At 71.3% G+C, this 13799-nt stretch carries 13 protein-coding genes; 2 read left to right on the top strand and 11 right to left on the bottom strand.

Going from position 1 to position 13799, the window contains the following annotated elements; translation table 11 throughout:
* Nucleotides 1–865: 865 nt before the first annotated feature.
* From J8M51_RS01815 to J8M51_RS01785, 7 genes are read right to left on the bottom strand one after another with little or no spacing between them, the layout of a single operon-like run.
* Nucleotides 866–1588, bottom strand: coding sequence for a class II aldolase/adducin family protein (locus tag J8M51_RS01815; RefSeq protein ID WP_086759646.1), 723 nt, complete (start codon nucleotides 1586–1588; stop codon nucleotides 866–868).
* The gene (locus tag J8M51_RS01810) at nucleotides 1588–2832 is read right to left on the bottom strand and encodes an NAD(P)/FAD-dependent oxidoreductase (RefSeq protein ID WP_086759644.1); all 1245 of its coding nucleotides are present in this window, start codon (nucleotides 2830–2832) and stop codon (nucleotides 1588–1590) included. The genes J8M51_RS01815 and J8M51_RS01810 overlap by 1 nt, the downstream gene beginning before the upstream one ends.
* A complete protein-coding gene (locus J8M51_RS01805; RefSeq protein WP_086759642.1) occupies nucleotides 2829–3026 on the bottom strand; it encodes a ferredoxin in 198 nt (65 codons plus the stop codon). The genes J8M51_RS01810 and J8M51_RS01805 overlap by 4 nt, the downstream gene beginning before the upstream one ends.
* Nucleotides 3027–3077: 51 nt before the next feature.
* Nucleotides 3078–3863, bottom strand: a complete 786-nt coding sequence (hcaB, locus tag J8M51_RS01800) for a 3-(cis-5,6-dihydroxycyclohexa-1,3-dien-1-yl)propanoate dehydrogenase (RefSeq protein WP_086759641.1) — start codon at nucleotides 3861–3863, stop codon at nucleotides 3078–3080.
* Nucleotides 3863–4168 carry a hypothetical protein gene (locus tag J8M51_RS01795; RefSeq protein WP_086759640.1) on the bottom strand — a complete coding sequence of 102 codons (306 nt, stop codon included), beginning with the start codon at nucleotides 4166–4168 and terminating at the stop codon, nucleotides 3863–3865. Before J8M51_RS01795 ends, hcaB begins: the two co-directional genes overlap by 1 nt.
* On the bottom strand, nucleotides 4165–4791 hold the full coding sequence (locus tag J8M51_RS01790) for a 3-phenylpropionate/cinnamic acid dioxygenase subunit beta (RefSeq protein WP_086759638.1): 627 nt from the start codon (nucleotides 4789–4791) through the stop codon (nucleotides 4165–4167). Before J8M51_RS01790 ends, J8M51_RS01795 begins: the two co-directional genes overlap by 4 nt.
* Complete coding sequence (locus tag J8M51_RS01785) at nucleotides 4788–6206, bottom strand: Rieske 2Fe-2S domain-containing protein (RefSeq protein ID WP_218781468.1); 1419 nt, start codon at nucleotides 6204–6206, stop codon at nucleotides 4788–4790. The genes J8M51_RS01790 and J8M51_RS01785 overlap by 4 nt, the downstream gene beginning before the upstream one ends.
* A 164-nt stretch (nucleotides 6207–6370) precedes the next feature.
* On the opposite strand from J8M51_RS01785, the gene J8M51_RS01780 reads away from it, so the two are divergent.
* Nucleotides 6371–7165 carry an IclR family transcriptional regulator gene (locus J8M51_RS01780; RefSeq protein ID WP_086759637.1) on the top strand — a complete coding sequence of 265 codons (795 nt, stop codon included), beginning with the start codon at nucleotides 6371–6373 and terminating at the stop codon, nucleotides 7163–7165.
* Nucleotides 7166–7431: 266 nt separating this feature from the next.
* Here the strand turns inward: J8M51_RS01780 and J8M51_RS01775 are convergent, their stop codons facing one another.
* The 4 genes from J8M51_RS01775 to J8M51_RS01760 are packed head-to-tail and all read right to left on the bottom strand — an operon-like array spanning nucleotide 7432 to nucleotide 12703.
* Complete coding sequence (locus tag J8M51_RS01775; RefSeq protein WP_143673313.1) at nucleotides 7432–8460, bottom strand: PDR/VanB family oxidoreductase; 1029 nt, start codon at nucleotides 8458–8460, stop codon at nucleotides 7432–7434.
* Nucleotides 8457–9548, bottom strand: coding sequence for an aromatic ring-hydroxylating dioxygenase subunit alpha (locus tag J8M51_RS01770; protein ID WP_267298911.1), 1092 nt, complete (start codon nucleotides 9546–9548; stop codon nucleotides 8457–8459). Before J8M51_RS01770 ends, J8M51_RS01775 begins: the two co-directional genes overlap by 4 nt.
* 17 nt (nucleotides 9549–9565) lie before the next feature.
* Nucleotides 9566–11023: an aldehyde dehydrogenase family protein gene (locus J8M51_RS01765; protein WP_086756006.1), complete on the bottom strand. Its 1458-nt coding sequence runs from the start codon at nucleotides 11021–11023 to the stop codon at nucleotides 9566–9568.
* Between the two features lie 57 nt (nucleotides 11024–11080).
* A complete protein-coding gene (locus J8M51_RS01760; RefSeq protein ID WP_086756004.1) occupies nucleotides 11081–12703 on the bottom strand; it encodes a thiamine pyrophosphate-binding protein in 1623 nt (540 codons plus the stop codon).
* Between the two features lie 208 nt (nucleotides 12704–12911).
* Here J8M51_RS01760 and J8M51_RS01755 point away from each other — a divergent pair, with 208 nt between their 5' ends.
* Nucleotides 12912–13712: an IclR family transcriptional regulator gene (locus tag J8M51_RS01755; protein WP_086756002.1), complete on the top strand. Its 801-nt coding sequence runs from the start codon at nucleotides 12912–12914 to the stop codon at nucleotides 13710–13712.
* Nucleotides 13713–13799: the final 87 nt, after the last annotated feature.

Genomic DNA, 13799 nt, shown 5'->3' with positions numbered 1-13799 from the left:
GTGATGGGCTACACGCGACGGGGGACACGACCGGCCTCCTCCGGCCGTCGACTTGATGACGGCAGCGGAGGAGGTGTTGTCACAGCCGTATCGCCCGGTATTTCACTCTGTGCGCGACGAGGGCTGGTAGTGGACCAGGGCACCCCGCACCTGGCTGCTGGGCGGCGGCCGGGCCGTCGGCCCGTCGGCTCGCTCATCGGTGGCGGTGGCGGGTCGGCCGGCACGGCTTCGGTGGCGGCACTGTCTCACGGCTTCGCGGTGCGGTCGCGGACGGGCAAGGGTCTGAGCGGCCGGGTGGCCCGGGGGCGGAGATCAGAGGTGTTCGGTGAGCCGCTCGGTCGCCCAACTGGCCCAGCCCGCCGAGGGCTTCAAGCCGCGGATACCGTATCGAGGATGAGCCAGCCGCGGACCTGGGCGGGATCGCCGATCCATTCGGCGTTGTCCCGGATGGCTTCCAGGGCGGCGACCCGGTCGTGGTTGATGCGGGTGAACTTCTCCAGGTAGTCGACACCCTCCTCGCGGGTGAGGGCCCACAGGAAGAAGACGCGAAGCAGCGCGGCGCTGCGGAAGGCGAGGTCGAGGCCAGGCTCTGGGAGCCAGTGGCGCAGTTCGGCGCGCCCGGCGTCGACACGCAGCCGCCCCCGTGTGAGCCGCGCCGAGGGAGTGTCTTCGGCGGTGTCGGCTCGCCCCCGGTTGTAGAAACCGTCGGCCGGGGACCAGCCTGCGTGACCTCACTGCCGGGAGGACAGGCCCTCACATCGGCGCCGTCCCGGTCACACCATCCGAGACGGCCGCAGACCCCTGGCCCGCTGTCCGGTCTCACCGGATGAACCCGGACAGCGGCCCGACCATGCCACGGACCCCGTCAGCCGAGGCGGGCCATCTCGTGACGCCAGGCCGTGTCATGGTTGAACCCGCCGCCCAGATCGGGGAGTTCGCGCATGTCCTCGTCGGGTAGATCCCTCAGGGTCCCACCGGCCTTGACGACGTCCAGGGACAGCCGGGCGATCGTGTCGACCGAGACGGCGCGCAGCACGGCCTCCTGCACACTGGTCCCGGTGCTGGTCAGTCCGTGGCCGCGCAGTAAGACGACGTCACGGTCGCCGAGACTGTCGACCATCTCGGCCGCGAGCCGGCGGTCGTGGATCAGGACCCCGCGCGGGTGGACCGGCACACCGCGGGCCGCGAGCCGCATGCCGGGGATGTCGTAGGCGCCGATGACCGGGCGGATCCCCAGGCCCGCGAGGTCGGCCGCGACGACCGCCGGAGGATGCGCGTGGACCACGCATGACACCTCCGGCCGGGTGCGCAGGACCTCGGTGTGCAGCGGGAGTTCGTTCGGCACGGACCAGCCGACCAGTTCCCCCGGCGCGGCTGCCGCCCCGTCGAGGTCGACCAGGCGGATGTCGTCCGGCTCGGTGTACAGCAGGCCGCGTTCGTGTGGCCCGCGGCAGCGGACGAGGAGCGTGCGCTCGTCGACGCGGAGGCTGATGTGGCCGAGGATGCCGTCGGCGAGTCCACGGGCCGCCAGCACGCGGCAGCCGTCGGAGACCAACCGGCGTTGGTCGGTCAGGTCCTGAGGGATCATCAGGTGGCTCCGGAGGTCGGGACGGGAGGCTTCGCGAGGGTGGCCGCCACACGTTGTTCGGCGACGTCCAGACCGCTCCCGGCAGCGACGAGGCGGCGGCACTCCAGCAGTGCGCGGGGACGGTTGACGGTGACGGCGGCGGTGAGCCGTCCCTCCGCGTCACCGAAGAGGGCGGCTCCGCGGGCGTTTCCGTCGAAGCTGCCGAGCACGGTGTGCAGGGCGGCCGAGGAGGGTCGGCCGACGATCTGGATCTTCCAGTCGTACTGGTCGCTCCAGACGTACTCCACCGGCGCGTAGGGCCGCGGATCCTCGGGGTGGACGATGTTGTGGGCGACCAGCGCGGCCTGGTCGACGGCGTTGGTCCAGTGCTCCACGCGCAGGTGTTCGCGGCGGTCGGGGTGGAACCAGCGGGCGACGTCGCCGGCGGCGAAGACGTCCTCGGCGCCGACGGCGCGGCAGTACTCGTCGCACACCACACCGTTCTCCACCCGCAGGCCCGACCCGGCGAGCCAGCCGTCGTTGGGGACGGCTCCGATACCGACCACGACCGTGTGCGCCCGGAGGATCTCGCCGTCGTCGAGCGTGACGGCGAGATCGCCCGCCGCCCCGGTGACCGACCACACGGCCCGGCCGAACCGCGTGCCCACTCCGTGGCGTTCGTGCAGGGAGGCGAACAACTCCCCCAGCTCCGCGCCGAGCACCCGCTCCATCGGCACCGGGGCGGGGTCGACGACCGTGACCCCGCAACCGAGCGAAGCGGCGGTGGACGCGGTCTCGGCCCCGATGAAGCCGGCGCCGATGACGACGACGTCCCCGCCCCGTGCCAGGTCCGCCCGCAGGGCGGTGGCGTCGGCGAGGGAACGGACCAGGTGCAGCCCGGAGTCGACCTGCCAGGGCGAGGGCCGCGCGTGAGCCCCGGTCGCCACGACGCACACGTCGTAGCCGCACTCGCCGCCGTCCTCGAAGCGGACCAGCCGCCCGGCCGGGTCCAGTTCCACCGCCGGGCTGCCGAGCCGCAGTTCGATGCCCTGGTCGTGGGCCTCCTGCTCGCTTAGCAGGCCGACCCGGCCGGTGTCCCAGCCCTCTGTCAGGAACTGCTTGGACAACGGGGGCTTGTCGTACGGAAGTTGGGGCTCGGCTCCCGCCAGGACGATCCTGCCCTCGTGGCCCAGCGCGCGCAGGGAGCGCGCCGCCTGCACCCCGGCCACAGAGGCGCCCACGATCAGGACGGAGCGGCCGTTCATGCGTCCTCGATGGTGAGGGCCGAAGCAGGGCACGTACGGGCCGCTTCCCGCATGCGCGGCAGCTCCTCCTCGCCGAACTCCGTCCTGAGCAGGACGACGACGCCGTCGTCGTCCAGGTCGTAGGTGTCAGGGGCCGCGATGACGCAGTTCGCGTAGCCCTGGCAGGCCGCCAGGTCCGCCTTGAGCAGAGGCACGGCACTATCCTTTCTGGTGTCGGATCCTTGGGTGTGAAACGCCGGACGGGTTCAGGCCTTGACCCCGATGCCGCCGTCCGGGTGGACGGCTCGGCCGGTGATGCCTCGCGACCTGTCGGAGGCGAGGAAGACGTAGCTCCAGGCGTGGTCGGTCGCGGTCAGGGCTGTCCCGAGTGGGACCCGGGCGGCGAGTTCGGCCGCACGGCCCGGCGTGTCGCCCAGGCTGTGGTCGGCCAGTCCGAGGCTGTCGAGCCCGCGCAGGTCGGTGCCGAGGGTGCCGCCGGGAGCGACCGCGTTCACCCGGATGTCCGGGGCGAGCTCGAAGGCGAGGGAGGTGACCATGCCGCGTACGGCGAACTTGGAGGAGACGTACAGGATGCCGCCGCGCCCGGGGTGGTAGGCGGACGTCGACTCGGTGAGGACGATCGCCCCCCTTGACTCCCGCAGGGCGGGAAGCGCCGCCTTGACGGAGTGCAGCTGACTTCGGACGTTGACGGAGAACATCTCGTCGAACGCCTCGTCCAGTACGTCGGCGGGAACGTCACCGAGACCCTTGTAGTAGTCGAAGACACCCACACAGTTGACGAGGATGTCGAGCCCGCCGAAGGCACCCACGGCGGCGGCGACGGCCTCCTCGTTGGCGCGCCGGGTCGTGGCGTCGCCCTCGACCACGGGGGCGCCGGGGACCTCCTCCCGCAGGGCCCGGCACTTGGCCGGGTCCCGTTCGAGCGCGGCCACCTGCGCGCCCTCGGCACGGAACACGTCGACGACGGCCCGTCCGATGCCCGACCCGGCGCCCACCACGAGGGCGCGCTTGCCGTCCAGCCAGCCGCTCATCAGTCCTCCTCCGTGACGAGGGGGCCGAAGGGGCTGCCGATCATCGCCGAGAACGTGGCCGTGTTCTGCCAGGTCAGGGCCTCCAGTTCGAGCGGGCACAGCGCCACCCACTGGCCCGAGCGGGTCGACTCGACGAGCAGGCGCAGGCCGTTGCGGGTCCGTACGAGGCCGACCCGGATCTCGGAGAACTCGTTGCCCAGCGTGAGGGGCTCCCCGACACGGCCGGCCTCCAGCGCGGCCTTCTCCTCGGCGGCCCGGCGCGCGGCCCGGAGGTCCTCGTCCTCGCCCTCCCAGGTCAGGGTCACAGGAACACCGCCAGGTTCTGCATCCGGATCACCGAGTCGTCGACCAGGATGGTGCGGCGCGCCAGCTTCCATCCGTCCTCGGTGCGGCGCAGCAGGTCCTCCCGGCCGGCGGACACCTGGGCCGCCTCCCGGTAGTCGCCGCGGCTGCGGTAGAGCAGCAGGCCGGACTCCACCACCACGTGGTCCGGTGCGTCGGTGGCGAAGGTGCGGACGTTGGTGAGGTGGTGGCGCAGCCGGGACGGCGGGTCCTCCGTCCAGGCGTGCTCGGTCAGGAACCGGGCGACGCGGCGCGAGAGGGAGTACTTGTCCTCGTCGAAGTGGGCCATGCCGGGGGCGGTGTCGAAGCCCGAGCCGAGCGCGGTGGTGACCCGGACCGGCATCACGTAGTGGATGTCGTCGGTGAGCAGCTCCAGCCACTCCTCGTACTGCTGGGCGTCCAGCAGGTACGCCTCGTCGACCAGCCACTGGTGGGCCTCAAGATGACGCTCGTCGTGGAAGGGCAGAGTGGCTCCCGCACGCTGCACCCGTGAAGCCTTGGCGCCGAGCACGGCCTGCTCGGAGTGGGTACCGGAGCCCTTCGCGGAATGGACCCCGCTGCGGTACGTCCTGGTCTGCACGCTCATGCCGGAGCTCCCGTCGTGTCGGTCTGCGGGTGCGGGTTGCGGGGGTCGCCGCTCTGGCCGACCTCCACCGATGCGGCCGTGGCGTCCTCGGTGGCCAGGTAGTCGGCCCACCGGTTGAGCAGTTCGCGCTGGTTGTACTCGGCGTAACCGACGTGCGCGGTGCCGGGGCCCGCGAACTGCTCGGGCGTGAGCGCCGGAGTCACCTCGGTGCCGTCCTCCAGCAGGCCCATCCGGCTGTTGAGCAGCAGACGCCGGGACATCGAACCGGCGGCGGTGTTCGTGAGGGACACCCAGTTCTCCACGTCGTCCTGCTCGAACATGCCCGTCGAGCCGAAGCACATGAGGTACGCCTTGTACGACAGTTCCTTGAACTCCTCGGGCGCCTCGGCGTCCACGGCGAACCAGGACAGGACCTCGGTCTCGTCCCGCCCGACGGGCTGCCACTGGCGGATGGAGATGAACGGCAGCACGTCGTCGCCGTCGGCGACCTTCGGCCAGTTGTGCACCAGGCTGATGTTGGGGAGCAGCGAGGCGGCGGAGATCATGAAGCCGTCGTCGCCGATGACCCGGAGCTGGTCCTCGGACCAGGACTCCTTCATCCGCTCGACCATCTCGTCGGGGTAGCCGACGTACCGCAGGCGCTCCTCCAGCGTGCCCGGGGGCAGCTTGTAGGTCGTGCCGCCGCCGTTGCCCGCCCAGTAGGTGCAGCCGTCCTTGCGTTTCTCGGCCTTCGGCTCGCGGAACAGGCCGATCTCGACGACGCTCGTGTGGGTCTGCGGCGTGTGGTACATGTCGCCGGCGAAGTTCTCCGCGCCGATCTTCCAGTTGGCCTTGACCCGCCACCGCTGCGGACCGCGCAGCTCGATGCCGCTCGGGCTCTGCTTCGTGTAGTAGTCGAGGTAGAAGGCGAAGTCGCCGAGATACTCGCGCAGCGGCGGGGCCTCGGGGTCCAGGCTGACGAAGATCAGTCCGTTGTATGTGTCGAGGTTCGGCGCGGGCAGCAGTGTCTGGCCCTTGCGGCGGAAGCCGGCCTCGCCGCCGTAGGCGTCCTGGTGGAACGGCAGGCCGACGATCCGGCCGTCGTTGCGGTAGGACCAGCCGTGGTACGGGCAGCGGAAGTGGGAGGCGTTACCCATCTCTGCCCTGCACACCTGCATTCCCCGATGCAGACACATGTTGAAGTGGGCGTGGATCTCGCCCTTCTCGTCCCGGGCGACGATGAAGGAGTCCTCCAGCACGCGCCGTACGACGTAGTCGCCGGACGCCGGTATCTCCGACTCGTGCCCCACGAACATCCACGCCCGGCTGAACAGCCTCTTCTTCTCGAGCTCGAAGACATCCTGGTCGTTGTAGATGTGGGCCGGGATCATTCCACGGCGCACCTCGTCGAGGATGTCGGCGTGATCTCCCATCATCCCTCTTTTCTGTATAGGGGAAATCTCCTCTGCAAAGTAGAACATTGATGTCGAGTACAGTCAACGGGAGAAGCGGACGGAGACGGGTCCCACCTGGAGCCGGACCGGCCCATCAAGAAGGGGAGGGGGGCGACTCGCACCCGCTTCCGTCCTACTCTTCTGCTATGAAGAAGTCCGAGGTTCAGTTCTCATCCGGCAGCGGGCCCGCGCCGCAGTACCCCATCGAGTCCGTGGACAACGCGCTGAAGGTGCTGCTCCTGCTCGGCGAGCGGAACGAGCTCAGGCTCACCGAGGTCGCCCAGTACCTGGGAGTCGCGACCTCCACCGCGCACCGCCTGCTCGCGATGCTCATTTACCGCGGCTTCATCCGGCAGGCCGAGCGAGGCAAGGCGTACGTGCCGGGAACGGCGCTCACCCAGGTCGCCTTCTCCATCCTCCAGCGCTTCGACGTCCGGCAGGCCCTGCACCCCTTCCTGGAGCGTCTCAACGCCGATCTTCAGGAGACGGTGCACATCGGGGTGCTGGACGGGACGACGGTCCGTTTCGTGGACGGGCTGGAGAGCCCGCGTGCCGTACGCGTCGCCTCCCGCCTCGGGCAGTCGATGCCCGCGCACTGCACCTCCACCGGCAAGGTTCTCCTCGCTCAGCTCTCGGACGAGGAACTGCGACGGCGCTACCCGGACGAGGAGCTGCGGCAGCTGACCCCCAACTCCGTGGCCACCCGCACGGAGTTGGAGAGGGAGGTCGACATGGTCCGTCGACTGGGCTACGCGACGAGCTCCGAGGAGAGCGAGGAGGGGGTGGGCTCGGTCGCCGTGGCCCTGCCCGCCCAGCGGGCCCCCATGCAGGTCGCCTTCAACGTCTCCGTGCCGGTCGGCCGCCTCAACCACGCCGACCATCGCCGGATCAGCGCGGTGCTGCGTGATGTCGTGGCGGAGGCTGCCGAGGTGCTGCACTGAGTCCCGCACCCCGGCTCCGTCGCGGAGTGCCGCAGGCGCCTCGCGGTGGCTGCGGCCAGGGGCGCCTTGCCCCCGCGCCGCCGCGACGTACAAGCCGGGCGGGAGCGTGAGCGAAACCGGGCGGTGGGCCCATGGTGTACGGGGACGCTCGACCCGTTCGTCGACCATGCGGCCGGCATGGTCGGGACGTCGGTCGGCGGGTCCCCGTCGAGGAGCAGAAGGTCGGCCGGGCCGTCCTCACGGAGCAGCCCGGCCGACCTGTGGGATCAGCAGTCGATGGTGATCGACGCGCCGGCGACCCGGGACACGCACGCACACATCTGGCGCCCCAGGAGGCGCTGGCGTTCGGACAGGAAGACGTCGCGGTGGTCGATGTCGCCGTCGCTGGCGAGGACCCTCACCCGGCACAGGCCGCACTCGCCCCGCCGACAGCCGTACATCATCTCCACCCCGGCGTTCTCGAGGGCGTCGAGCAGGGTCGTGCCGGTCGGCACGTCGACGCTGAGCCCGTGGGATGGGACGTGGGCGCGGAAGGCGGAGGCGGGCCGGGTGCCGCTGGTGCCGAAGGTCTCGAACCGCAGGTTCCCCGCCGGACGGCCGGTCTGCTGCCACTCGGCGCGGATGGCGGTGAGCAGGCTCATGGGGCCGCACACGTAGAGCACGCCGTCGGCGGGAACGGCCGCGACGAGCTGCCGGGACTCGACCCGGGTGCCATGGGCCGACTCGACGATCCGGACCCGGTCGGGATGGTCCCGCTCAAGGTGATCGAGGTACGCCATCCGGTCGCGGGAGTGACCGGCATAGACGATCCGGTAGTCCGAACCGGCGTCGCGGACGGCCCGCGCGAGCCCGATGATCGGCGTGATGCCGATGCCCGCGGCGAGCAGCACGCTGGGGAGCCCGCCGGGGCTGGGGGCGAACGCGCTGGCCGGGCCCGTGCACGTCACTGACCGGCCCGGTTGCAGGGTGTGCAGCCACCGGGACCCGCCCCGCCCGGCGTCGTCGCGCCGCACGGCGATGCGGTAGCGGCCGACGCGGGTTCTGTCGCTGTCGCTGTCGCCCAGATCGACGAGGGAGTACGACCGTGTCTCCGGGCCGCCCTCCAGGGGCACCGCGAGGTCGATGTGGCTGCCCGGCGGGACCGCCCCGACGGTCCGGTCCGGCCGCAGGGTCAGCTCGACGATGCCGAGAACGAGCTCCGTGCGCGTCACGACCGTGGCGCGGTGCTCGCCGTCGGTGTGGCGCTCGCCGTCGGCGTGGTCGAGCCGCCCGGGCGTCTCGGCCGCGCCGGTCATGCGGTCCGCCGGGTCGCGGCCGCGACGGCGGCGAGCCGGGCGGGCGGGGTGGGCGCCCGGCCCTGCTCGCGGGCGACCTGGGCGTCGATGAGGCGTCGCACCCACATCCCGCCGACGTCGATGTTGAGGTTGTAGAAGTCGTAGCCGGGGTTGAGCTCGATGGCGCGCTGCTGGGCGTTGAGCATCTCGGTGTCCTGGGCGAAGACCCGGGCGACACTGCGCTTGAGCAGGGTGGTCAGGCCCTGGTCCTGGAGGTGGTAGTTGCGGGTGAAGGCCCAGAAGTAGTGGCAGGTACCGGCCGCGCCCGGGGTGACGGTGTTGAGGACCTGACCGTTGACCCCGGCGCCGCGGTCGCCTTCGGGCGCCCCGGTACCGGTCGGCGCCACGCCGACGTCGATGGTGACCGTCGCCGGTGCGGTGAACCGGATGATCTGCCACCGGTCGACCGGGCCCTCGTGCCGGGGGTTCTTGCGCCGCAGCTGCATGCCCAGGAACGGCGGAGCCTCGATGCCGCGCATCCACCTCGTGACGGTCACCGTGTCCGCGTCGTGGTCGACGTCCGGTTCGGCGTCGGACAGCTCGTCGTTGCCGAGGCTGTCGGAGTGCAGGAACTGCTCGTGGGTCAGGTCCATGAGGTTGTCCAGGACCAGGCGGTAGTCGCAGTCGAGGTGGATGGTCTCACCGTCACCGGCCCACTCCGGGTCGTCGTTCCAGTGCAGGTCCGGGACGAGGGCGGGGTCGGCCGCCGCCGGGTCGCCGGGCCAGATCCAGACGAAGCGGTGCTGCTCGACGACGGGGTAGGACGTGACCGCCGCGGACGGGTTGAGCGTTTCCTGGGCCGGCATGTGGGTGCAGCGGCCGTTGGGGCCGTAGGCCAGGCCGTGGTAGCCGCAGATGAGATCGTCGCCGTGCAGCCGACCCATCGACAGCGGTACCAGGCGGTGCCAGCAGGCGTCGGCGAGCGCCACGGCGGTGCCCGAGGTGGTGCGGTAGAGCACGACGGGGCGTTCGCAGATCGTGCGCGCCAGCAGGGTGCGGCCCACCTCCGCGTCCCAGGCGGCGGCATACCACGCGTTGAGCGGGAACATCGGGATCCTCCCCTGTCCTAGTGGCCCTGGTCCTGGAGCCAGCGGATCGAATGCACCTCGACGTACTCCGACAGGCCCGCGTCGGCGAGCTCGCGGCCGATGCCGCTCTGCTTGACCCCGCCGAAGGGCATGCGCAGGTCGAGCGAGTCGAAGGAGTGCGTGTTGATGAAGGTGCTGCCCGCCTCGATCCTGCGGGCGAACGCCAGGCCCCGCTCCGGATCGGCGGTCCACACCGACGAACCCAGTCCGTATTCGCTGTCGTTGGCCCAGGCCAGCACCTGGTCCTCGTCGTCGTAGGGGATGAGCGGGACGACGGGGCCGAACTGCTCGACGCGCGAGATCAGCGCGGTGTGCTCGGCTTCCCGCACGACGTGGGGGAGCAGGTAGTAGCCGTTGTCCCAGGACGACGGATCGAGCTTGCGCCCCAGCTCCACCAGTCGCGCCGGGGAGTTGCGCGTGGTGTCGAGGAGGTCGACGACCTTCTTGAACTGGGCCTCGTTGTTCAGCGGCCCGAAGCTCGCCGCCGGGTCCAGACCGTGCCCGACCGCGTACTGGTCCACGCTCTCGCAGAACGCGTCCGCGAAACGCGCGTACCGGTTGCGGGGTACGTAGATCCGCTTGACCGCGAAGCAGATCTGGCCGCTGCGCGTGTAGACGCCCTTGAGCATCCGGCCGACCGCCGTGTCGATGTCGGCGTCGTCGAGCACTACGGCGGGATCGTTGCCACCGAGTTCGAGGGTGACGTTCTTGACGGTGGCGGCGGTGGCCTCGATGACCTTCCGCGCGGTGGCGGTGCCGCCGGTGAAGGCGACCTTGCGGACGAGCGGGTGGCCGCAGAGCGCGGCGCCGACGTCCCCGTCGCCGTGGACGACGTTGAGCACACCCGCGGGCAGCAGTTCGGCGACGCGCTGCAGCAGCAGCGTCAACGCCGCCGGCGCGAACGGCGACGGCTTCAGCACGAAGGTGTTACCGCTCGCGAGCGCCGGGGCCAGCTTCTGCATGGTCAGAGCGACCGGCATGTTCCAGGGGACGATCGCCGCGGCGACGCCGCGCGGCGCCTTCTCGATGCTGATGAAACCGTGCTCGTCCTCGAACCGCACCGGCCTGAGGAAGTCCTCGACGAGGTCGGCCACGTTCCCCAGTACGGCCCCGCCGATCCCGAAGTCGGTCTGTGCCTCCCACAGCATGCCGCCGTGTTCGCGCACCAGCTGCGGGGCGAGCTCCTCACCGGCGGCGGCCACGACGTCGGCGACCGCGCCCAGCACCCGGATCCGCTCGGCGACGGGGGTGTCGCGCCAGCGCGGGAAGGCGGCGTGGGCGGCCCGTACCGCCTTGTCGACGTCGTCGGCGGTGCCGACGGTTACCTGCGCCACGACCTCGTCGAGGCGGCCCGGGTCGTGAACCGCGCGCAGGTTCGCGACATACGTACGACCACCGATCAGATGGCCGATCTCGGGGACGACCGGTACAGCCATGGCGGATGTCCTTTCCTTTGCGGGGTGAGGAGGGGGTGATGGCCTGCGGGTGTCTCGTCAGCCGTAGGTGGGGTCCCCGGCGACGTCGATGTCGAGCAGGAGCGGCGCAGTCCGGTCGGCGAGCGTGGGGAGCAGGTCGGCCAGGGCCTCGCTGAGCTGGTCGTGGGTCGTGATGCGCTGTGTGGGACAGCCGAGGCCGGCCGCGAGCGTCGAGATGCGCACCTCCTCGAACCGAGGCCACGGAGCCTTCCCGCGCCCGGCCTGTTCGGCCAGCCGGTCCATGACGGCGTAGCCACCGTTGGAGAGCACGAGGAGGAGCACGCCGATCTGGTAGTGAGCGGCGCTCCACAGGCCCTGGATGCCGTAGAGCGACGATCCGTCACCCAGCACCGCGACGACCGGCCGCTGGGGCGCGCCCAGTCGCACACCGACGGCTGCGGGCAGCCCGAAACCGAGGCCGCCGCCCGCCGCGCTGAGAAAGCCGAGGCTGGTACGGGCCGGGACGCGCCGATGGAGTTCCGGGCGGCTCGACGGGCTCTCCTCGACCAGCACCGCGTCGGCGGGCAGGTGACGCGCGAGCAGGTCGAAGACGTGGGCGGGGCGCAACGGTTCGTCGCGTCCGGGCGGAGGGACCGGATCCGGAACCCGACGTACGCTCGCGGTGGCGGCGCGGCCGCGGACCTGCCCGGCCAGGTGCCAGCACAGGCGGGCGGGGTCGGCGATCACCGTGAGGTCGGCGATGCTGTTGTGCGCCTCGTCCGGGTACGCCGTGATCTGCGCGACGCGGGTGCCGGCGGGCACGAGCTCGCCGGGCTCCCACGTGTACTGGCGCAGCGCGGGGGCCCCGACGGTGAGCAGCAGGTCGTGCCCGGCGAGCACCTCACGCAGCGCCGTTCGCCCGGACGGCAGGTGCCCGGCGAAGGCCGGATGGTCCTGCGGGAACCCCGCGCGCGCCCCGAAGGCCTCCTGCCACACCGGTGCGCCGAGTTTCTCGGCCAGTTCCACCAGGGCCGCCCACGACGTGGCGTCGTCGTTGCCCGACCCGGCGACGATCACCGGGGAGACGGACTCGTCGAGCCAGCCGGTGAGCTCGTCCGCCTCGTCACCGATCGCGGTGAGGGGGCGCCGCACGACGAGCGGGGCGGCGTCGCGGACCTCGTCGGACGGCGCGTCCCAGTCGTCCATCGGCACCACCAGGATCGCCGGTCCGCGCCCGGTCACCGCCTCGTGATACGCCCGGGCCAGCGCACCGGGCACGTCCTGAGGACGCGCGATCTGATGTGTCCACACCGGATACTCCCCGGCGAGACCGTCGAGCCGCCCCGCCAGGAAGGGGTCGAGAGCGAGGTGGCGGCGGTCCTGCTGGCCGACGACCACCACGAGCGGTACGCGGTTCTGTCGGGCCGTGGCCACCGCGCCGACGGCGTTTCCCAAGCCCGCGGTGGTGTGCAGGTTGACCAGCGCCGGGCGGCCCTGCGCGAGTGCCCATCCGGTGGCCATGCCGACGACGGAGCCTTCGTGCAGGGCCAGGTGGAAGGTCATTTCGTCGGGCAGGCCGCCGAGAAACGGGATCTCCGTCGAGCCCGGGTTGGCGAAGATCGTGGTCAGTCCCAGCCGGCGCAGCACATCCAACGCGGCATCGCGAACGCTCCTCGTCGAGTGTTCATCGCGGAGTGTCATCCAAGGTCCCTTTCTCGCCGATGGTCGGCGAAAGCTGCGACCGGTACCACGGACGAACCTGCGGGCAACGCCGACAGGGATCCGAGGGAGAAGGCCGTGCGAGAGGCGGAAGGCCGGTCCACATCGTCGACGCCGACGCAAACCGACGTCAGCACGATGTCCGGTGGGCGGACATCTTCCTGTCCGGTGGGCCCATGAGCCTGCGACCATGGGCACGAGCGTGAAGGGTGGTGTGGCCGAGGTGTCCAGCAGCGAGGACCGGGGACGCACGGTGACATCGCGGGTCCTGGCCATCCTGGCTGCGTTCACCCCCGCACGTACGCAGCTCACGCTCGCGCAGATCTGCCGCCTCACCGGGCTCCGCCACTCGACGGCGCACCGGCTGGTCGCCGAGCTCACGGCATGGGGCGCGATGGAACGGCTGCCCGGCGGCGCCTACGTGATCGGCCTCAGGCTGTGGGAGCTGGGCACCCTCAACCCGCGCGGTCTGCCGCTGCGTTTCCACGCGATGCCCATCATGGAGGACCTGCACGCCGCCACCCATGAGCATGTGCAACTCGCCGTGCTCGACGGCACCGACGCGCTCATCGTCGAACGCATCTCCACGACGAACGCCGTACCCGTCGCGTCCCCGGTCGGCGGCCGGATGCCCCTGCACGCCACTGCTTCCGGCAAGGTACTGCTCGCCCATGCCGGCGAGGATCTGTTCACCGAGACCGTCCGGGCCGGGCTTTCCCGTTTCACCCCCTCGACCACGACCGACCCCGCGCGGCTGCGGGCGGCCCTGGCCGACTGCAGGCGCACCGGCGTGGCCGTCGTCCGCGAGGAGATGAGCCCCGGCGTGTACTCCGTGGCGACACCGGTCGTCGACGCGAACCATCGCGTGGTGGCCGCGCTGGCCGTGGTCAGCGCCGACCCGGCCACGCACCAGCTGTCCCCGGCGGTGGTCCTCGCCGGACGTGGCATCTCCCGCAGCCTGCGGCTCGGGGGCCAGAGTGCCTCTGCCTGACGCGAGCACCCCTCCCTGACGCGAGGCGAGCCTGCCTGACGCGAGCGCGCCTGCCCCGAGCGCCCTTGCCTGACGCGGAGAGCCACC

This window comes from Streptomyces griseiscabiei (assembly GCF_020010925.1).
Taxonomy (GTDB): Bacteria; Actinomycetota; Actinomycetes; order Streptomycetales; family Streptomycetaceae; genus Streptomyces; species Streptomyces griseiscabiei.
This window is presented reverse-complemented; position numbering and strand designations above follow the sequence as displayed.